The organism is Novosphingobium indicum (genome assembly GCF_014645195.1).
GTDB lineage: Bacteria > Pseudomonadota > Alphaproteobacteria > Sphingomonadales > Sphingomonadaceae > Novosphingobium > Novosphingobium indicum.
The window spans coordinates 44,188-63,783 of record NZ_BMLK01000009.1; the positions used below are offsets into that span (position 1 = coordinate 44,188).

Consider the following 19,596-nt stretch of genomic DNA (forward strand, 5'->3'; position numbering starts at 1 on the left):
AGACCGAAGCCCCCTCCCCGACATGGTGCACTACTTATATTACCGACCGTGAGCGCTTAGAGCGCGATCACGCCGCCATCGTCCTTGGTGATAGCCACCACGGCCGAGCGCGGACGCACGGTCGCAGCCGCCGAACCGGCCTGGCTGTCCGGCCAGTGGCTTGTCGGGGTGGTCGCATCGCCGCGTTCACCGGGATGCTGGATACCAACGAACAGAGTGCGGCCATCCGGCGTCATGTCGATGCCGGTGATCTCGCATTCGACCGGACCGACAAGGAAGCGCCGCAGGTTGGCGGCCGTCGCCGGCGTGCCGGCAATAGTCGCCTGCTGGGCCGTCGCGCCGGTCGAGTCCTTGTTGGTGATCGTCACGGCGCCACCGTCGGCGACATGGCCCGGCAGTGCCGCGAGCATCATGCAGTTGGTGCGATCGGTCATCGCGCCGTCGTCGGTCTGGATCCAGAGAACCGGATTGATCTGGCCCGACGGGTTGGTGTCGCGCGAGAAGTACAGGCCGTCCGGGCTCGAGAAGTCGTTCGACGTCGTGAGCCCCGAAACGTTGACGCTGGCATCCGACGGGTAGTCGGTTGCATCGGCACCGAACAGGTAAATATCCCATGCGAATGTCGTGGCGGCGGTGTCGTCGCCATCTTCACGCAGGCGGACGATGTGGCCGTTGGGGTTGCCGTAGCTGGTCGAGCCGGAAAGATTCGGATCGCCGTAGTGGCGCGGGTTGGCCGCATCGGTCCCGTCGAGCGGACGGTTCGACGCATTGTTGTTGGTGAGTGTGAGATAGATCTCGCCCGTCACCGGATTGCCCGCCGTCCATTCCGGACGGTCCATCGGCGTTGCGCCAACGGCATCGGCAGCGAGACGGCAGTTGATCAGGATGTCGGCCTGATCGGCGAACACATACGCAGGCGTGGTGCCCACGGCCGGACGGTTCGGGACCGAACCGAAGACCAGCGGCAGCCAGGTGCCCGTGCCATCCGCCTCGAACTTGGCAACATAGAGCGTGCCGTTGTCGAGGTACTTGTCGCCGACCGCGAGGCGGTTTGAGACATTGGCGTCGCCCGCGTCCCAGGTGGCGTTCGAGACGTACTTGTAGAGGTACTCACGGCGGCTGTCGTCGCCCATGTAGACGCCGACTTTCTGGCCGGCGGCGATCCTTACGAAAGCACCTTCATGGCCGCAGCGGCCAAGCGCGGTGCGCTTGCGCGGCGTCGAGGCGGGGTCGTAGGGATCGATCTCGACCACCCAGCCATACTGGTTGGGTTCGTTGCGATAGTCGTCCGTGGCCGTCGCACCGGTGATCGTCGCGTTCCACTTGGTGAACATCGGATCGCTCGAGGCCACCGTCGACCAGGCATAGTTGCCGGTCCGCACCGAAACGCCATAACGGGCCAGAGCCGTCAGTTCACGCTCCGTACGCAGCGCCACATCGGAGGCGTCGCGGCGGAAGTAGCCGGCCCAGTTTTCCTCGCAGGTCAGGTTGGTTCCCCAGCCGGAAATGCCGTTGGCGCAGTTATTGATCGTGCCACGCCCAGCCGTGCCGTTAGCCGAATAGGCCGTCGCCAGCATGGCCGAGCCAGCGGCCGGGCCCATGATCTGCATCGGCGTCATCGGGGTGATGCGACGGTTGAAGCTGCTGTCGGCCACATAGGTCCATTGACGATCGCCGCCGTCGACATATTCGGACACCGAAACACCGTGCGCTTCGATTTCCTTCTTCGCCTCGTCTTCCGGACGCGGACCGGTAGAGACGTTGGTCGGGCCATTGGGGTGGAGGTAGTCGACGTTCAGGTTCTCGTGGTTCTGCACCATCAGACCACGCGTCGAACTGTTGTCGTCGCGCGCGCCGGCAGAAGAGAGACCGAAGAAGTGCAGCGCGTCGCCATGGTCGCCGATGCGCTGGGCGAAGTTGGTGTCGGTGCCGTCGTTGGCATAGGCGCCAACACCTGCCGCAAGCGGATCGCCGAGGCGCGTCATGACCGTGACGGTATAACCCGAGGGAACGGTAACGACGTCTTCGAGACTATGCGCGACGGCCGAAAAGCCGAGCACCGCCGGCGAGACACGGATGGTTGTGGTCGCACTGGCCGCTTCACCGTCGGCATTCTGCACGGCGAAACCGAATGTGAGATCGGTAGCGGTCTCGACGGCAGGGGCGATGAACATGGCGGTCAGCCCATCCACGACCAGATCGACGTCCGGGCCGCTGTTCTGTGCCCAGGCGGACGAGGTTACATTGGTATCGCCGGCCGTTATCGAACCTGTGAGGATCACGACCCGGCCGGAACTGGTGGCTGCGTTCTGGCCGGCAGACACCACAAGCGTCGATTCGATAGTGTCGTCGCCACAAGCAGCGAGCATCGTGGTACCCATCAGGGCCAGACTGGTCGCCTTGGCTCCGCCGAAGATGGCCTGACGGCGCGAATAGCGCGTGTCAGCCAGCGTTTCGAGGGATACGGCATTGGTCGGATTGGTATCAACGTCGCCGTCGGTATAACCGTTTTGAACAAGAGTATCGGACATCTAGGTCATCGCCCCACTGAAGTGTTTAGCGGGAGCGTTGCTAGGGTTTCACCTTGGCAATTTAGCGTCGTTACGATGACAGATTTCGGACAACATCAAGCTCGAAAGAAGACAGCCCGGCTTTCCTAATCCGCAGGGACATAGACTCCGGAAAGCACCTTGTCGAAATGCGAAGTCACCTGTTCGTTGCAGCTACAGGCCCTCTCGCACAGAGCCTGCTGATCGAGCACTTCGATACCGCCACGGCGGGTTCGCAGCAGACCGTCGCGCTTGAAGCGCTGCAGGACGCGGCTGGCGTAGCTGCGACCGATGCCCATCATCGATGCCAGCTGTTCCTGGGTCATGGCCACATCGTTGCGCCCTGTCCGATCGACAGCCGCGCATAGCCACTTGGCCGCGCGATGCTCAATCGTGTGAACTGCATTGCAGGCAATCGACTGGAACACCTGGGCCATCACGCAGTCCGCGTAACGAGCAAACAGGTTGGCAATGGCGGGGCTTGCGCGCTTGGCCGCTTCCAGATCGCGCATGGCGATGCGCCTGAACAGCCCTTCGTGGAGAACGTTTGCCCGGGCATAGGATGGCAGTGCTCCTTGGCTGACCACACCGCCCAGCGCGCCTTCCCTGCCAACCAGAATCGTCTCGACCGCGGTCCCATCGTCAAGTTCGACGAAAAACGAACACAGCGCTGAGCCGGTGGGCAGATAACAGAATTCGACGTTGTCTCCCGGCTGGTAGATCACCGAACCGGCCTTCATCCAGCCGTTGGTGCAATACCGTTCGAAGAGCGCCCGATCCTCCGGACGCAGGGCCGCAAGCAGATCGCTGCGCGGCTCTATTGCAGTCTGAGCCAGGGGTTGGGATGTGAACTGGGGCATGAAACAATCCTTGGTGTGCAAGCGTGCTTGAACACCCACCTCAACCCACGCGATGCAGTCGAGTTCCCCATTCTGTACAAAAGTGAACAGACGCGCTATTGCCAGACGTCTAAACGTGCCTGTGGAACATAACTCGCACTGGCGTGTTTGAACTGCCGATCAGGCGTGTCCCGCTGGCCTGCTTCAATCAACCCGTCCTGCTGAACAGGAGCCGTATGCATACTAGCGCTCATGCAACTTGACCTAGGCAAAAGCCGAAATGTTGAGGCGTCGCCCGACATGCTAGCGCTTCTGCGTGAGCGTACTAGGCTGTCGCATGAGAGGCTGGATTCCGCATTCGGTTCGCTTGCGCTTGACCGGCGAGAAGGCCTTGTGCGCTTTCTTGCTGCGCACACGATCGGGATGACCCCGTTGCACGAAACTTTTCGGCATTTTGTCAGCGAAGAGCTGAATATGCCCGCGCCCGACTACCTGACGATGCTGCACAAGGATCTCGCCGCACTGGGCGTCGATCCGATGGCCCTGCCCTCGCTCGACATGCCCCCCGAGGCAGCAACCGACGCGGGAGCGCCCGGAATCGGTTATGTCATCTCGGGATCACGCCTTGGCCTTTCCGTCATTCGCCGCCAGGGCTACTGGGGCGAGCAACAAGGGTTCCGCTCCCTCTACATGGAGGACGACAGCGGCCCAGCGTGCTGGAAGGCCCTGCTGCCATGGATGCGTCAACGCAATTTCAACCGGGCGGAACAGGAAGCCGTGAGCGCTGCCGCACTTGCCAGTTTTGACACTTTCGCACGGGCTTTCGCCGTCAGCCCCGCCGAAGACAGCCTGAAAGAAAAGAGGGCCGATGGCTGAGGACACGTATCAGGTGGACCTGACCTCCTGCGATATCGAACCAATCCACATAATTGGCCGAATCCAAAGTTTCGGCTGGCTGGTATCTTTCTCGAGCGACTGGATCATCAACCACCTCTCGTTGAACTGCGAGCAGTTGTTCGGTAATCCCGTCGATGAGATGATCGGCCTGCCCGCGACCGAATTCCTCTCGCCCAGCACGCTGCACGACATCCGTTCGCGGCTGCAGCTGATGGCGGGATCGAATGCCGTCGAACGCCTGTTCGAGGTCGATCTGCTCGGCAACGGGAAGACATTCGATCTGGCCGTGCACCCCTCGGCGCGCTCGTTCATTCTCGAGATCGAACCCCACGAAGCCGGTCGTCGCCGCGACTATGTGTCGTATGTGCGACCGATGATCGACCGTCTGCGTCAGGCGGACAGCGTCGAGCAACTGTGCGCGAACGCTGCCCGTCATTTGCGCGGACTGACCGGGTTCGACCGCGTAATGGTCTATCGTTTTGAGGAAGACGGTGCAGGAGAAGTCATCGCCGAAAGCCTCAACGGCTCTGTCGACAGCTTCCAGGGCCTGCATTTTCCGGCCTCCGACATCCCCTCGCAAGCGCGCCGACTCTACGCCAAGAACATGCTGCGCATCATCACCGATGTGGATGATCCCACCGTCCCGATCTATCCGGCCAGCAGCCCGAATGGCGAGCCGCTGGATCTTTCGATGTCGGGACTACGCGCGGTATCGCCCATTCACATCGAGTATCTGCGCAACATGGGCGTAAAGGCCTCGATGTCCGTCTCGATCATGCGGCGCGGCAAGCTGTGGGGGCTCATGGCCTGCCACCATTATTCTCCACTGATCCTGTCCTATTCGGTCCGCACCGCAAGCGAACTCTTCGGTGAGTTCTTCGCGTATCTTCTGGAACAGCGGGAAACCGACTTCGCGCTGGAAATGCGCTCGCAATCCCTGCGGCTGCACGACGAGATCATGGCGCGTGTGGCGGGCGGCGGATCCCTTCTGGAAGAATTCAACGACTTCGCCGAGTCTATCGGCCGTGTCATCCCGTTCGACGGGATCGCCGGGTGGTTCGACGGGGAATTCGTGAGCCAGGGCTCAGCTCCCGAACGCGATCAATTCGCCAAACTGGCACGATTTCTCAACACGGCCGGTGCCAGCACAGTCTGGGCCACCGATAACCTCTCTGCCCTTTTCGCGCCGGCCGCGGAATGGAGTAACGGGGCTGCAGGCCTGCTGGCTCTGCCGGTCAGCCGCAGTCCCCGCGACTACATCGTCCTGTTTCGCAAGGAAGAAATTCGCGAAGTCAACTGGGCAGGCAATCCGGAAAAGAACATCGAACTAGGCCCGAACGGCCCCCGCCTGACACCACGCAAGAGTTTTGAGTTGTGGAAGGAAGAGCGCAGCGGCTTTTCCAAGCCGTGGACGCTGGAAGAGACTTCCGCTGCTGAATCGCTGCGGGTAACGCTGCTTGAAGTGGTCCTGCGCCTTTCCGACGCAGCGAACCAGGAACGCGAGCAGGCCGGTCAGCAACAGGACATGCTGATTGCCGAACTCAATCACCGCGTTCGCAACATTCTCAATCTCATTCGCGGCCTGGTCTCGCAGAGCAAAGAAGGCGCCAAGACCATAGACGAGTTCGCCGAACTCGTCGGCAGCCGCATTCACGCCCTTGCCCGCGCGCACGATCAGGTAACTCGCAAGGATTGGTCGCCCTCCTCGCTTTACGAGCTGATCCGCACGGAGACCGCCGCATACGCGAGCCATAGCGTCGATCGCGTAACGATCGATGGGCCCGATGCGCTGATCGCGCCCTCGGCATTCACAACGCTTGCGCTCGTCATCCATGAGTTGATGACCAACTCGTGCAAATATGGTGCCCTTTCGGATTCCCGCGGCAGCGTGGCTGTCACGCTCGGTCGCAGCGACGATGGCGCGCTGGAAATCGACTGGCGCGAACATGGTGGACCCAAAGTCACACCGCCGACCAGACGCGGCTTCGGCTCGACCATCATCGAACGGACGATCCCACATGAACTGGGAGGCTCTGCGTCTGTGATCTACCCGGAAGACGGTTTACACGGCCTGTTCCTGATACCCGTCGATCATATCGCCTCGTTCGAAACGCCGAGTGCAGCACAGCGCGATATTTCCAACGATTCCCCCGAAGCCGAACTCATGCCGGACGCGGCCTCCGGCGTGGCACTGATCGTGGAAGACAATGTGATCATCGCCATGGAGACCGAAGACGTCCTTCGCGGCTTCGGCTTCGAGGATTGCCGCGTCGCCGGATCAGTGAGTTCGGCGCTGGCCGTGATCGACGAGGCCCGGGTCGCATTCGCCATGCTGGACGTAAACCTCGGCAAGGACACCAGCGAACCGGTGGCCGGCAGGCTTCAGGAACTCTCGATCCCGTTCATCTTCGCCAGCGGCTATGGTGACAGTTCGATGTGTGCGGAGCGTTTCGAGGGTGTGCCTGTGGTCACCAAACCCTACAATGAACGCGACATCCGCTCGGCAATCGCGAGGGTCATGCGCAGCCGCCGCTAACGGCGCATGCCCCTCGCGATCGTGCAACCATGGCCGGTTCTGCTCGTTTTATCGGTATATCCCAAACCGATCCAAGGAGCCGCCGACCATGACAGACGCAAAGATTTTCGAAGACCTCAAGAACGATCACGACAAGCATCGCAAGCTGCTCGAACAGCTTGGTGAAACGCAGGGGGACAGCCCCGAGCGCCGTGAACTCTTCGAGCAGCTTCGCAAGGAATTGCAGGCCCACGCCGCAGCAGAAGAAGAATCGCTTTACGCCACCATGCTGGCCTGCCCCGATCTGCGCGACGAAGCACGTCATTCGGTCGCGGAGCACAAGGAAATCGACGACTTCCTCGCCGAACTGATCGAGACAGACATGAGCTCCAGCGCGTGGCTGACGAAATTCAAGGACATGCGTCACCGCTATCTTCATCACATCGATGAGGAAGAAGAAGAGATGTTTCCGACCGCGGCAAAGACGCTTTCCGACAAGGCCGAACAGCGGCTTGCCAAGGTCTTCGAGCAGCGCAAGCCCAGGGAACTGGCCAACGCGGAAGAGGACACCCCGGGCGACGAACGCGACTGAGCCATGCGACTGGCCGTTCCCCGCAACCGGCAAAAGCGGGGAACGTGCCGGTGGCGCACGCGTTGATTCCACAAGAACTCAATCAGGAGAATTATTGTGGCAACCAACTCTATGGACATCGACATCCGCGAGACCTTCTGGAAGTCGTTCCAGACCAGCCCTTTCATCATGATGCGCCTCAACGGGTCGAGCAGCCATGCCGAACCCATGACCGCGCAACTCGACAAGAGCGCCCATCACGCGATCTGGTTTTTCTGCAAGCGCGACAACCGGATCGCCAGCGGCGGCAAGGCAATGGGCCAGGTCATGACCAAGGGGCACGACGTCTTTGCGTGCATCGACGGTACCCTCGTCGAGGAAACCGATCCGGCGCTGCGCGAACAGCACTGGAGCAATGCCGTCGAAGCCTGGTTCCCCAATGGCAAGGCAGACCCTTCGGTGATGATGCTGCGCCTCGACATCGAGGATGGCGAAGTCTGGACTGCGGAACTGGGCCTGAAGGGTGCCTACAAGCTGATGACCGGCAAGACGATCCATCCGGACGAAGCCGGTGAGCACGCCGTCGGCGCTGTCTGATCCCGCTGCCGCTGCAAACGGAAAAAGGAGCCACAAAGCTCAAGCTTTGCGGCCCCTTTTTTTCCTTGTTGCAGCGCGGGCCCGTTACCTATTTATGCGGATGGTCTTCGATCTCTGCGCGAAAGAAGATAGCGCCAGACGCCGACACAGTTGATGACGAAAAGGATAAGGTTCTGCGCGCCAATCCCTTCGGCATCTTCATCCAGAAAGCCCCAGCCGATCAGTGCCAGCGAACTTGTGACAAAGATCACGAAACCCCAGCCAGTCCACCGGCGGCCGAGGTCGAGCGACACGACAAGCGCCGCCACGGCACCTGCGCCTGCTCCATAATATTGCAGGGATTGTAGGACGACATCACTCGCCACGCCGATCGTTCCCTTCGTGTAAGACGGTCACGCCGAGCGAAGCGGTTCCAGGTCGGCCGGGCGGTGCGTATCCGGACACCCCGCCAGGGCATAGGCGATGGCGCCCAAGATGGCCTGGCGGGTGAACGGTTTCTGGAGAACGCCTATCGCCGTCGGGGCAGGCGCCCCGATCTGATTGGGATTGGCGGTCACATAAATGACGCGTGAACCGTACTTAAGAGCGATCTGGCGCGCGACCTCCGGGCCGGTCAGGCCGTCCCGCAGGTTGAGGTCGATCAGCGCCACATCGGGGGCGTCCGCGAGCTTGGCCAGCGAGGCCGAATCCGGCACCGTGCCAACGACGGCATGGCCGCCATCTTGGAGAATATCTTCCAGCTGCAGCGCAACCAGGAATTCGTCCTCGACTATAAGGACCTTTCCAGAGCTAGCTACTGTCGCGGCACCCACGGCAATTGTATCCTTATATTGTGTCAGGCGGCAACGCGGCCGTTTTCATCGACATTGGCGATCTTTTCCAGTTCGGCAAAGAATGCATCAATCGCCTCGCCCTTGAGGACGAAATTGTGGCGGAAGTCGGGCAGCTGACCGGACTCGATCACATTCGCCAGCATGGCGCGAGCACGACAGATGCGGCTCTTCACAGTGCCCAGGGCGATACCGCAGATCTGGGCGATCTCGTCGTAGGAGAGATTGCCCGCAGCGACGAGCACCAGAGCCTCGCGATAGCTTTCGGGAATGGCCGAAAGCGCACGGATAACGTCTGCAAGGTCAATGGCACTTTCCTGGCTTGCCTCGGCGCACAGGATGCGCTCGGCGGCCACTTCATCGTACTCGCCATGAAAGCGCGCGCGCCGTGCCTCGCTGTAGAAGTGGTTGCGAAGAATAGTGAAGGTCCAGGCCTTGAAGTTAGTGCCTGCAGCGTACCGTTCGCGAGCAGCCCACGCGCGAAGCATGGCTTCCTGCGCCAGATCATCAGCGCGGTCGCGATCACCGCAAAGTCCTCTGGCGAATGCACGCAGGTGTGGAGCAACGTCGGCAAGAGCCTGCTTGAACTTGCGATCACTCAGCGCCTTATGCGGCGCCTTTTCAGTCTCGGTTCCGGCGTCAGTTGCTACGGTCATGCCATGCCCTCCTAGTTAACCAGTCGTCGAGCTAACGCGACCCGGTCGAAAAAAGTTCCCCAAAATCGGGAAAAATGTGCGCCACGCCCGCCAACAAGATGCTTGAAACGCACAGAAAACCTTGCCTCACCGGGCACTTGAAAATTTCCAATGGATGAAAAAAATTTTGTGCTCGGCAGGAACAAGTGTGCTCCAGAAACTTTGAGGCCTCCGTCCGCTCTTTTGCGGACGGAGGCCTCCGGGATCGGGTCACCACCGGTTGCGGGGGGGGGTGGGGGGAGCCAGTGGTGATATGGAGCAAACGTGACATGTACGGATTTGGTTCCCGAAAACGCGATGCGACCGAAAAAATTTTACAGTTGCCCTATTCCCCTGCCAGAGTCAGACCCCTGTGTCTGGGTGAAGGCAGAATGCGTCACACGCAAAGCGCGAAATAAACTGACCCTAAAGTCTTGAGGAAATTCGATGTCCGTCTCCGATCAGATCGCTGTCCAGTTACCGTATCTGCGCCGTTACGCGCGCGCCCTGACAGGGTCGCAGACCTCCGGTGACACTTACGTGCGCGCCACTCTTGAAGCCGCGCTTGCCGATCAGATGCTTCGCGAGGAAATCGCCGGCAGCCGCGCGGCACTCTATGCCGCCTTCACGAAGATCTGGGCCACCGGGCACGTGGAAGAACCGACCGCTGAACTGCACAGCAGCAGCGCGCATGAGCAGGCTGCAAACACGCGCCTCGCCACCATCGCGCCGACCCATCGCCAGGCCCTGCTGCTCACGACGGTGGAAGAATTCGCCCGCGAGGAAGCCGCACAGATTCTTGGCGTCACGCTGGAAGAAGTGGATGTGCTGATCGCGCAGGCCGTCCGTGAAATCGAAGGCGAAAGCCGGACCAGCGTGCTGATCATCGAGGACGAGCCGCTCATCTCGATGCAGCTCGAAGGCCTCGTGTCCGATCTCGGGCATGAGGTTGTCGGCACCGCTGCCACGCACAAGCAAGCCGTCGAGATTTTCGAGCGGTCGCCAGCTGGCCTCGTCCTTGCCGACATTCAGCTGGCCGATGGCAGTTCGGGCATCGATGCGGTCGAAGACCTGCTCAAGTTCGGCGATGTACCGGTGATCTTCGTGACCGCCTACCCGGAACGCCTGCTGACGGGCGAACGGCCGGAACCGACCTATCTGGTGACCAAGCCGTTTCAGGAAACGACGGTCCGCGCCGCCATCAGTCAGGCGCTGTTTTTCGGATCGAGCCGTCCGATGGACTGATCGCCTTCGGCGAACATCATTTCAATGAGGTACGCGGAAGCCCTCGGCGTCACATGACGCCGAGGGCTTCGTGATAATGGTCCACAATGGAAAGCGCGAGCGCGCCTACCAGTGCCAAGGCAAACGTGCTGCCGGTGGAGGTCGACTCGCCATACTGCCCTCCCAGACGGACAGTCGCGAGGTGGCGCCCTTCTCCGGGAGAAGACGTCATCATGCGCGCGTCGCTGGGCAACAGGCGTAGAGCTGCGGATTCGAACGCTCCCATGGAGACGCTACGCATGACGTCCGCCTCCATTTCCGGCGACATGTGCTCGCCATCCAAACCTTCGGGCCGCATGCGCATCAGCACACCCATAGCCCGGACATGACCGGCTTGGGCATCTGCGCTGGCGGCCGTAGACGACAACGCCAGGTTGTCGACCTCGGTGAGCCATTCATCGATGCAACGGACTGATGCCATGGGCCTTTTTCACTCCTGGTCGCTTCAATCTGAAAAATCGCCCCCGCAGCCCCGTTATCGCATTGCACCACTTCCAAGGCGCAAACCAAGGTTGGGTATTTATACTTATTTTGAAAGTGCACTGCCGGCTGACCTCAGACCAATCCGGTCTGAGCCCCGATCCGGTTTGTGGCTTGAGTGCCACCGGCGACCACTGCCACAGGGCAGAACGGCGGCACCGCGATGCGATGCTCTTCTCTAGTACGGCGGCTTGCGAAGAATCTTCATCATCCCATGCCGGGCTTCGGCATCTTTTCCGCCCTGAGACTGAATTCCCGCGCGGCCCGCACCGGCACTTTCAAAGAGCATTCCACGCCCCCCGGATTGAACTGCAAGTCCACTTCGGATTTGAGTTCGTGCACGACGATCTTCTCTATGAGGTCGCGCCCGAATCCCCGCTTTTGCGGTTGGCTTACCGGCGGACCGCCCTCTTCCTTCCAGCGGATTTCAGCGCACTCGGGAGACAAGAGTTCCCAGTTCACGTGGATACGCCCTTCGATCGTGCTCAGCGCACCGTACTTTGCGGCATTCGTCGCGAGTTCATGGATTGCGAGGCCCAGCGACATGGCATCGTTCGGTGCCAGCTTGATATTGGGCCCGGACATTTTGACATGGCTTTCATTGCCTTCCATGTATGGTGCAAGCTCCGATCGCACGATGTCGCCGATCGCGGCATTGCCCCAATCCGATTGCGAGAGAAGATCATGCGTCGCCGAGAGTGCACGGATGCGCGCTGTCAGGCTTTCCGTGAAGTCTTCGATATCCGTGGCTCGACGCCGGGTCAGGGCCGCGATCGACAGGACATTGGCGAGTGTATTCTTCACACGATGGTTGAGTTCACGCGTCAGAGAGTTGCGAATGGAGGCCTGCCTCGTGAGCCATTCCAGAACCCGCCGGTCTTCCGCCGAACGGCGGGTAATGAGCCGGCCAATAGCCATGACCATCAACGAGGCGATTGTCCCGAAGAACAGCGTAATCCGTGCCAGCGCGGACAGGACACCGGCCTTCTTGTCACTGACCTCCACCACCCAGGAGTGATTGCCGACGTCGATACGCCGTTCCATGGTCGTTCCGGTGACGCCTTCCACACGGCGTTCCGCCAGCAGGGTTTCCGGCGCAACGTGGTCGTCATAGATGGCCACTTCGATGCCGTTGTTGCGATAGAGCTCGCTTGCCGAATTCAGAAACCGTTCCGCCTGAAAGGGACTGTAAACGAAGCCCTTGACCTGCCGACGCCGGCCGGAATTATTCGTCACCGGCATATAGATCAGGAAGCCTGCTGCGTCGGCCTGGTGACGATCCTGCACCAGGTGCACCTTGCCCGAGGCCACCGGCCGTCCGAGTTCGATGGCCTTTTCCATGGCTGCCCGGCGCACCGGATCAGAAAACATGTTGTACGAAATGGCCCGGCGATTGTCAGGTGAACCCGGCTGCAGATAGACGATCGGAGTCGCGTAGTCCGCATCGGGTTCCGGGCGCGGATAGGTCACGAAATCCGGACGACCTTCGTCATGGATGGCCACTTCGAGCTCGGCCAGCTTGTCGACCGGTACCAGCGGCGCCCAGCCCATACCCAGCGACCCGTACAGTTTGCCGTCACCCTGAAGATCGTCCGCGAATTCGGCGAACTGGGCTTCGGAAACTTCATCCTGCGTCGCGAACAGGGCCGCGCCGGCCCGCAGCAAGGCAATATTCTCCGTGATCCGTCGCTGCAGCGCGGAAGCGGTTTCGGTCAGGTTGCGATCGAGTTCGACCTGACGCGTCTGCCGGTCCGCCCGTTCGATGGCCATGACGGAAACGGCTGTCGTAATGCTGGCAATAAGAAAAAGCAGGAAGGGCCAGCCGCGCGGGTATTTGTGAAACCACGCCTGTTTCTGAACCCTGTCAAGCAGAGCCTGGTCAATCACCCCACACCCATCGTTCTCCTGAACCAATCGACCGGCGCCCCGAACGTCACGGCACCTCTATGGCAACTCTTTACAATCAGGGGAACCTTGCAGCCGGTGAATTGTTCCAATCTCGACGAACGATTGTATGCCTTGCTGCACGGAAGCACCCCATGATGTGTCGATGGGCCTAAGGGCTTGACCACATTGCGGTCTCTCAGCAAGAATTGGCGACGAAAGGGAGCTTGTGTTGAATCAACCCAATGGACGGAAGCATTCCGGGAATGTGCAGGGCCTTCGGCCCGACGTCCGCACGTCGCCTGGCGACGGCGAGCCCGGCTGGGCCTCGGGATTGAGAAAGCTCTATAACTCTGTTGTAGAAGAGCCGCTGCCGGACAGCTTTCAGGATCTCCTGAAGAAGCTGGATGACAGCGACGATGCCTGACCGGATCAAGCCAACGCCGGCAGATGAGGCGTTTCGCAAGGAACTGATGGCCGTTCTCCCGCACCTGCGCGCTTTTGCACGGGGCCTGTCGGGACGAGCGGACTTCGCCGACGATCTGGTGCAGGAAGCTGCCATCAAGGCGTGGACAGCGCGGGAGCGCTACCAGCCCGGCACGAACATGCGCGCTTGGACCTTCGCCATCCTGCGCAACCACTACCTGTCCGAACTGCGCCGCAACAAGCGCCAGACCAACCTCGACGAAGGCGTCGCCGAACGCATGCTGGTAATGGATGCCGATCAGGAAGGTCCCCTGCACCTGGGCGATATGGAAACCGCGCTGCAGGATCTCGCACCCGAACGGCGTGAAGCGGTGCTGCTCGTAGGTGCATCGGGCTTCAGTTATGAGGAAGCCGCCGAGATCGCAGGATGCCCTATCGGCACGATGAAGAGCCGCGTCGCCAGAGCACGCGCCGATCTGGCAAAACAGCTCAATGCCGAACCCGAGCTTCTGGCCAAACACGTAGGCTGATCGAGATTGGCGGCGAACCTCGTCGTCAGACGCTCGGATCGGTCGCGCCGAGCTTGGGAAGCATAAGCAGACACGCCCCCGCCGCAAGGTGGAACGCTAGCGCCATGCCGGCGAGAAGTATCGTGCCCTTTTCGATCCAGGGGGAAACGAGCGCGGTGCCGATAGCCGAAGTGGCCAGCAGGAACAGGATAACGAGTCCGCTGCCCCGGGCATCGTCTCCATGCGATGCGAGAATGGCCCGGAAGAACCCCGGTGGCCCGCGCAGGCCCAGACCTGAGTTCACCGGGATGAACAGCGCGGTGATCACCAGAACCGAAGTGCCCCCGGACAAGGCATAGAGAAACTGTCCTGCCGCACCGGCAGCCGCGACCCAGGTACCCGTCGCAATCACGCGTTCCGCACCAAAGCGGTCGACCGCCTTCGTCGCCGAATTAGCAGCGATGATGAACGTCGTAACGCCGCAAACCTGCATCACGATGAAATCGGTAAGACTCCCCCCGTTCACGCGAACGAAGACGGTGGGCATACCGAAGACGAAGACAAGCAGACCGCCCAGCACCAGAGCCTGGCTCATGGCATAACGCATGAACACCGGATCGCGCAGCAATGCCGTAAAGCTGCCCACCCCGCGCCGGCTGACTTGGGGAACCCCGCCTGACACCAGCAGGAGCAGCGCCACCATGCCGGCAACACCAGCCATGACTTCGAAGTTGAGTTCCCAGCCGCCGAAAGCCAGCAGTGCCACGCCGGCAATCGGTGCCAGCGCCGGCCCCAGCGCCTCGATGCTGCCGAGAACACCGATCGCCGCCATGGCACCACGCTCGTCGAACAAGGCCTTGACGATCCCCGGCGCGAAGACCGCCGGCCCGGAGACCACCATGCCCTGAACCGCACGCAAGCCGATCAAGGCCTCAATCGAGGGCGCACGGCTACAGGCAAAGGAGAGCAGCGCTGCCAACGTCAGCGACCCGATGAAAAGACGATTGGTGGAGACGCGATCACCGAGCGCGCCGAAAGCAAGCAAACCGGCGCAGGCTCCGCCGATGTAGGCCGCCAACACCAGCTGGGCCAGCGCGGGATCACCGCCCAGCGCCTCAGGCAGCTGCGGGACCGCCGGCAGGATGAGGTCCGTCCCCATCAGACCGATGATGGTGCTTCCCACGACAAGGCTGAGCGTCAATACGCGATTCACGAACTACCCCCGTTCCAGGTCCCAAAGGCTGGTTGGCAGTTTGTTCGCAGTTGCACAATAGCGCGATGGAACAGCGGTTTCCGGCAAAAGAAAACCCCCGCTTCCGTCCGGGAAGCGGGGGCCTTATGTCCGGTCTACCGGAAGAGACCTCAGGCCGGGTAGGTCCAGGGCGTGCCGCGGTCAAAGTTGTCCGAAGCGAACTTCCAGTTGAGGAGGTTTTCAAGCACAGCCTTCACGTAGGCCGGGCGCTTATTCATCTGGTCGATGTAATAGGCGTGCTCCCACACATCGACGGTCAGCAGCGGGTTGACGTCGGAAGTGATGGCCGTACCGGCGTCATGGGTCGAGATGACCTTGAGCTTGCCGCCGTCGACGACCAGCCAGGCCCAGCCGCTGGCGAAGTGATTGATCGCTTCGTTGCTGAGCGCTTCAAGCAGCGCATCCATCGAACCGAAATCGTTCTTGATGGCGGCCGCGAGGCTTTCGCTCGGCGCGGTCTTCTCGCCCGAGAGCGACTGCCAGTAGAAACCGTGATTGTAGGTCTGCGCAGCGTTGTTGAAGAGACCGCCCGACGACGACTTCACCAGTTCCTCGACCGACTTGCCCGCATTCTCGGTGCCTTCGATGGCAGCGTTCAGCTTGTCGACGTAGGTCTTGTGGTGCGCGCCATGGTGAATTTCGAGGGTCTTGCTCGAAATGTGCGGTTCAAGCGCGTCCTGCGCGTAAGGAAGCGGCATCAGGGCAATGGTCATGGCAAAGTTCCTGTTCTGGTTTACGAACGCTTGAGGATGGCACTGAACGAGGCGCGGAGCCCCCTACGTGCCTTTAGACGTGCGCCGTATGTCTGTTCTCCGGTCCCACAATTCAAGCGTTCAAAAGTGGCATTTTGATTTCGGCTTTCAGAAATCTGAACGAGACCGGGGTGCGGCGCAGCCTCTCTCACTACCAACAACACGAAAAAGGATGGCGGAGTTCCCGCCATCCTCTCCCCGGTTGCCGGCCCTTCCCGCAAGGGGGTGTAGGAAGGGCCGGAACAACAAGATCAGTTCTGATCTTCGACCTTTTCGGCCTTTTCTTCGAGGGCTTCGGCCTTGGCTTCACCGGCCGCGTCCACGGCATCCGCCTTGTCTTCCATGGCATCCTCTGCGGCACCGTCCAGCTCGTCTGCCTGATCGTTGATCGCGTCGGCGGCAGCGTCGGATGCATCTTCGACAGCATCGGCACGCTGCTCGATGGCATCGTCCGCCGGGTCGTTGCATGCGGCGAGTCCGAGTGCACCGGCAGCAGCTGCAAGCATGGCGAGGCGCGGCATGGTGATGGCTTTCATGGCGAGATTCCTTTCCCTGTTTAGAAATATGCGCGTTTTAGGAGAAGGACACGCAAACCTTCCGTGGATCACCTTTCGGCGCGGGATCAGCGAACCGAGCCGCGACGAAACAGGTTGACGATCGCCAGAAGAATGACTGCGCCCAGGAACGAAGTGAAGAGCGACAGAATATCGAAAGAACCACTGGTAATCGGCGCACCGCCAATAAGCGGATTGACAATAATGCCGGCAATCAATGCACCGACAACACCGACGACAATATTAAGCAGAATACCCTGCTGAGCATCGGTGCGCATAAGGATCGAAGCGAGCCAGCCGATAATACCACCGACCAGCAAAATGAGCAGAAGAGTCATGTTTTCTTCTCCGTTTGTCTGTGTTGATTTGGATAACGGACCGGGCGCCTCTTGGTTCCTAGGAAGGTTTCGCGCCCTGCGCCGCCGAGGCAAACAAGGATGACGAAAACCACGCCTTTGTCCGCGCACCGGGATATTTAAAACCACTGAGGCGCTTTATAATTTCCAACATTTGCGGGATTTGCGATTATAGCTTGCCTAAGTCAGCGATAGCGCGGAAAACATATTGAAACGCCGATGGTGTTTAAATAAGGCTATCAGGAACCGAATCCGCCTTGCACGCGGATACGACCGCCAAGAGCGCATGGGACAGAGGATGCCGGAATGCTGAAGAACGAGCCCGAAATCTGGGATGCTGAAACCGATTTCGTGTCTGTCGGATCGGGAATCGGCGGCCTTTCGGCCGCTATCACTGCACGCGAAATGGGCCTTGAGGCGATGGTGCTGGAAAAGGCCGATCAGGTTGGCGGCGTCACAGCCCTTTCCATGGGAGAGGTCTGGGTCGCAGGCAACCGCCATGCCGCCGAGATCGGCGTGGAAGACAGCGTCGAAAGCGGGTTTCGTTATCTGAAGCGCCTGTCGATAGACTATGGCAGCGATGCGGCGATCCTCAACTTCACTGCCCACGCACCCGCCGCGCTTTCCTGGTTCGAGGACAAGATCGGGCTCAAGATGATGCCGATCCGCGGTTGCCCGGACTATTACTATCAGGTCAGCAACGACGGCGTGCCTGAAGGCCGCATGCTCGAGGTTGAGCCCTTCCCCGGCCAATCGCTTGGCGACTGGGCGGAAAAAACCCGCCTGTCGCAAATGCCCTATGGCATGACCCACGCCGACATCGACGAAGGCGGCGGCGTTGCCAACATGATGCACTGGGACTTCGCGAAGATGGCGCAGCGGCTCGCGAACGACGAGCGCTGCCTCGGCTGCGGATTGGCCGCCTACTTTGTCAAAGGCGCGCTCGATCACGGCGTGGAGATGAAGACCGGCACGAGTGTGGTGGAGATCTACGCAGACGGGTCGCGCGTCACCGGCGTGCGCGCGCAGAAGGATGGCAAGGACATCAACATCCGCGCGCGCAAGGGCGTGCTGGTAGCGGTATCGAGCTACGAGCGCCGACAGGACTACAACAAGACCATCGGCCAGCAACTCGAACTCGGCACCATCGTGACGATCTCGACCGTGGACGGGGCGAACTTCCGGCTGACAGGCCCGCTGGGCGCCCGCACCGCGCGCGTGCCGGACGTTACCTCCCTCGGCTTCATCTCACCCGGTGAGGAGGACCCCGAGGGCTATCCGATGTGGCGCAGCGCGCTGCAGATCATCGGCCAGCCGCACATCATCGTCGTCAACAAGGCGGGAGAGCGCTTCGGCAACGAGGCTTTCTACCGCTCCTTCTACTACAAGATCGACCAGATCGACGGCCTGACCCAATCCCATCCCAACATGCCGTGCTTCATGATCTTCGACAGTCAGGCGCGCGCGAAGTACCCGATCGGTTCGATCCTGCCGGGCATGGACTGGCCGGAAGGGCTGGGCTGCATCGCCGACACGCTGGGCGAACTCGCAGGCAAGCTGGGCGTGGACGCAGCAGCGCTGGAGCAAACCGTTGCGGCCTTCAACGAAGGGGCGCGGCAAGGCCGCGATCCGGCCTTCGGGCGCGGCGAGCAGCCGTGGAGCTTCTGGATGTGCGGAGACAAGAACAACAAGCCCAACCCGGTGCTCGGCCCGCTGGAGCAGGGACCGTTCTACGCCGTCGAACTGAAGCGCATCGGCGGCTCGGGCATCCCCTCGACAGGCATCCTCGCCGACGAACACGGCCGCGCGCTGGACTGGAACGACGAGCCCATTCCCGGCCTCTACGTCGCCGGCAACTCGATGGCGCGGATGGAAACGGGAGCGGTCATGCAATCGGGCATCTCCAATGCGCGCGGCATGACTTATGGCTGGCTCGCCGCAAAGCACGCAGCCGGACAGCCCAGCGATCTGCTGGCGAAGGAAGCGGAAAGGCTGGCGCTTTGATCGAGACAAGGCAGACCGTCACCATTGCGGCGCCCATCGACGCGACCTGGGCCTATGCCAAGGATGTCGAGCGCTGGGCCGAGATCATGCCCGGCTATCAGTCCTGCGAAATCGAGGATGAAGACAATTCGCTCTGGATCCTCAAGATCGGTGTCGGCGCGATGGTTCGCACGGTGAAAGTCGCCGTGCACGTCGATCGCTGGGCCGGGCCGGAACAGGTCGATTTCACCTTCAAGCTGCAGGGCGACCCGGTGGAGGGCGGTGGCTCCTACGAAGCCTCCGTCACGCCTGACGGGCAGACGCAAGTGGACCTTGCCGTGCAGGTGCGCGGGTCCGGCCCGATGGCGCCGATGTGGGAAGCCATGGGCGGCCCCGTCCTGCCCAAGTTCGCAAAAGGCTTTGCCGAAGAACTGAAAGGCCGGATCGAAGCGCAGACCGGACCCGGCGGGATGGCTGCGTCAGGGGCGGAAACATCGACCGCTCCGACCAACCCATCGTTGGTCACTCGTCTACTCAACTGGCTCAAGGGACTGTTCAAAGGCTGATCCGGGAAACCGGGGCCTTGGCCATCCGTTTGCACGACAAGCGAAAAAGGCTTGAGACGTGCAAACACCCGGCAAAAG

Annotated in this window: 20 protein-coding genes; 9 read left to right on the plus strand and 11 right to left on the minus strand. The window is 61.0% G+C overall.

All coding sequences use genetic code 11. The features are described from left to right. Positions 1-56: 56 nt before the first annotated feature. Together IEX64_RS11040 and IEX64_RS11045 are read right to left on the minus strand one after the other, a co-directional pair. Entirely contained in the window at positions 57-2,531 is a 2,475-nt protein-coding gene (locus tag IEX64_RS11040; protein WP_188819722.1) for a PhoX family protein, read from the minus strand. A gap of 125 nt (positions 2,532-2,656) precedes the next feature. Further along, entirely contained in the window at positions 2,657-3,409 is a 753-nt protein-coding gene (locus IEX64_RS11045; protein ID WP_188819723.1) for a Crp/Fnr family transcriptional regulator, read from the minus strand. A 453-nt stretch (positions 3,410-3,862) separates the two neighbouring features. Between IEX64_RS11045 and IEX64_RS24420 the strand changes: the two genes are divergently transcribed. The 4 genes from IEX64_RS24420 to IEX64_RS11065 all read left to right on the plus strand — a co-directional run bounded on the left by IEX64_RS24420 (position 3,863) and on the right by IEX64_RS11065 (position 7,968). Continuing rightward, the gene (locus tag IEX64_RS24420) at positions 3,863-4,264 is read left to right on the plus strand and encodes a heme oxygenase-like domain-containing protein (protein WP_229710201.1); all 402 of its coding nucleotides are present in this window, start codon (positions 3,863-3,865) and stop codon (positions 4,262-4,264) included. Further along, positions 4,257-6,821, plus strand: coding sequence for an HWE histidine kinase domain-containing protein (locus tag IEX64_RS11055; protein ID WP_188819725.1), 2,565 nt, complete (start codon positions 4,257-4,259; stop codon positions 6,819-6,821). Before IEX64_RS24420 ends, IEX64_RS11055 begins: the two co-directional genes overlap by 8 nt. Before the next feature lie 88 nt (positions 6,822-6,909). Further along, entirely contained in the window at positions 6,910-7,392 is a 483-nt protein-coding gene (locus IEX64_RS11060; protein ID WP_188819726.1) for a hemerythrin domain-containing protein, read from the plus strand. Between the two features lie 96 nt (positions 7,393-7,488). After that, entirely contained in the window at positions 7,489-7,968 is a 480-nt protein-coding gene (locus IEX64_RS11065; protein WP_373290139.1) for a pyridoxamine 5'-phosphate oxidase family protein, read from the plus strand. A 92-nt stretch (positions 7,969-8,060) separates the two neighbouring features. On the opposite strand, the gene IEX64_RS11070 is transcribed toward IEX64_RS11065, so the two are convergent. The 3 genes from IEX64_RS11070 to IEX64_RS11080 are packed head-to-tail and all read right to left on the minus strand — an operon-like array spanning position 8,061 to position 9,454. Further along, positions 8,061-8,333: a hypothetical protein gene (locus IEX64_RS11070; protein ID WP_188819727.1), complete on the minus strand. Its 273-nt coding sequence runs from the start codon at positions 8,331-8,333 to the stop codon at positions 8,061-8,063. 27 nt (positions 8,334-8,360) lie between these two features. Next, the gene (locus tag IEX64_RS11075) at positions 8,361-8,780 is read right to left on the minus strand and encodes a response regulator (RefSeq protein WP_188819728.1); all 420 of its coding nucleotides are present in this window, start codon (positions 8,778-8,780) and stop codon (positions 8,361-8,363) included. Between the two features lie 23 nt (positions 8,781-8,803). Further along, entirely contained in the window at positions 8,804-9,454 is a 651-nt protein-coding gene (locus tag IEX64_RS11080; RefSeq protein WP_188819729.1) for a sigma-70 family RNA polymerase sigma factor, read from the minus strand. 465 nt (positions 9,455-9,919) lie between these two features. Between IEX64_RS11080 and IEX64_RS11085 the strand changes: the two genes are divergently transcribed. Then, positions 9,920-10,717 (plus strand): response regulator, encoded by a 798-nt coding sequence (locus IEX64_RS11085; RefSeq protein ID WP_188819730.1) that lies wholly within the window; start codon positions 9,920-9,922, stop codon positions 10,715-10,717. 49 nt (positions 10,718-10,766) lie between these two features. Here IEX64_RS11085 and IEX64_RS11090 read toward each other — a convergent pair whose 3' ends face one another. Then, on the minus strand, positions 10,767-11,177 hold the full coding sequence (locus IEX64_RS11090; RefSeq protein WP_188819731.1) for a hypothetical protein: 411 nt from the start codon (positions 11,175-11,177) through the stop codon (positions 10,767-10,769). A 266-nt stretch (positions 11,178-11,443) separates the two neighbouring features. Beyond that, positions 11,444-13,123, minus strand: a complete 1,680-nt coding sequence (locus tag IEX64_RS11095) for a CHASE domain-containing protein (RefSeq protein ID WP_188819732.1) — start codon at positions 13,121-13,123, stop codon at positions 11,444-11,446. 229 nt (positions 13,124-13,352) lie between these two features. On the opposite strand from IEX64_RS11095, the gene IEX64_RS11100 reads away from it, so the two are divergent. Together IEX64_RS11100 and IEX64_RS11105 are read left to right on the plus strand one after the other, a co-directional pair. Beyond that, positions 13,353-13,547 carry a NepR family anti-sigma factor gene (locus tag IEX64_RS11100; protein WP_308422600.1) on the plus strand — a complete coding sequence of 65 codons (195 nt, stop codon included), beginning with the start codon at positions 13,353-13,355 and terminating at the stop codon, positions 13,545-13,547. Then, positions 13,540-14,076 carry a sigma-70 family RNA polymerase sigma factor gene (locus IEX64_RS11105; protein WP_188819837.1) on the plus strand — a complete coding sequence of 179 codons (537 nt, stop codon included), beginning with the start codon at positions 13,540-13,542 and terminating at the stop codon, positions 14,074-14,076. The genes IEX64_RS11100 and IEX64_RS11105 overlap by 8 nt, the downstream gene beginning before the upstream one ends. Before the next feature lie 25 nt (positions 14,077-14,101). On the opposite strand, the gene IEX64_RS11110 is transcribed toward IEX64_RS11105, so the two are convergent. The 4 genes from IEX64_RS11110 to IEX64_RS11125 form a co-directional block, all read right to left on the minus strand. After that, positions 14,102-15,268, minus strand: a complete 1,167-nt coding sequence (locus tag IEX64_RS11110) for an MFS transporter (RefSeq protein WP_188819733.1) — start codon at positions 15,266-15,268, stop codon at positions 14,102-14,104. A 149-nt stretch (positions 15,269-15,417) separates the two neighbouring features. After that, the gene (locus tag IEX64_RS11115; RefSeq protein ID WP_188819734.1) at positions 15,418-16,020 is read right to left on the minus strand and encodes a superoxide dismutase; all 603 of its coding nucleotides are present in this window, start codon (positions 16,018-16,020) and stop codon (positions 15,418-15,420) included. Positions 16,021-16,310: 290 nt separating this feature from the next. After that, positions 16,311-16,595 carry a hypothetical protein gene (locus IEX64_RS11120; protein ID WP_188819735.1) on the minus strand — a complete coding sequence of 95 codons (285 nt, stop codon included), beginning with the start codon at positions 16,593-16,595 and terminating at the stop codon, positions 16,311-16,313. 86 nt (positions 16,596-16,681) lie between these two features. Continuing rightward, positions 16,682-16,951 (minus strand): GlsB/YeaQ/YmgE family stress response membrane protein, encoded by a 270-nt coding sequence (locus IEX64_RS11125; protein ID WP_188819736.1) that lies wholly within the window; start codon positions 16,949-16,951, stop codon positions 16,682-16,684. 324 nt (positions 16,952-17,275) lie between these two features. Here IEX64_RS11125 and IEX64_RS11130 point away from each other — a divergent pair, with 324 nt between their 5' ends. Together IEX64_RS11130 and IEX64_RS11135 are read left to right on the plus strand one after the other, a co-directional pair. Beyond that, positions 17,276-18,973 (plus strand): FAD-binding protein, encoded by a 1,698-nt coding sequence (locus tag IEX64_RS11130; RefSeq protein ID WP_188819737.1) that lies wholly within the window; start codon positions 17,276-17,278, stop codon positions 18,971-18,973. Then, the gene (locus IEX64_RS11135; protein ID WP_188819738.1) at positions 18,970-19,518 is read left to right on the plus strand and encodes an SRPBCC family protein; all 549 of its coding nucleotides are present in this window, start codon (positions 18,970-18,972) and stop codon (positions 19,516-19,518) included. Before IEX64_RS11130 ends, IEX64_RS11135 begins: the two co-directional genes overlap by 4 nt. Positions 19,519-19,596: the final 78 nt, after the last annotated feature.